This is a genomic window from Paraburkholderia sp. SIMBA_027, from assembly GCF_046535315.1.
Lineage (GTDB): Bacteria > Pseudomonadota > Gammaproteobacteria > Burkholderiales > Burkholderiaceae > Paraburkholderia > Paraburkholderia tropica.
Map to the genome: position 1 here is coordinate 1 of NZ_JAWRWY010001283.1, position 248 is coordinate 248.

The following is a 248-nucleotide window of genomic DNA, read 5'->3' on the forward strand; positions in this document are numbered from 1 at the left end:
TGTCAGAACCGTCCCGGCCTTGAACAGCAGAGAGTTTTGGTCGACGTCTTCGCCCGCCCTGCGGATGTTCTCGCCTGGGCGGGGCCGGTAGGCGGTGGTGAACTCGCGATCGTGCCGCGAGCATTTTTCACGGATGATCACGGCGTCGAAACCGGCCGGGATCATCGCGCCGGTGAAGATTTCCACGGCCTCAGCACTTTCGAAACTGCGGCTGCTGGCCTGATCTCCGGCTGCCACTCTGTCTGCGA

The 248-nt window shown here is 62.9% G+C and carries 1 pseudogene; it reads right to left on the minus strand.

Features of this window, described 5'->3' with window-relative positions:
- Positions 1-237 (minus strand): annotated as a pseudogene (locus SB764_RS43280) (molybdopterin molybdenumtransferase MoeA); the annotation flags it as partial.
- Between the last annotated feature and the right edge of the window lie 11 nt (positions 238-248).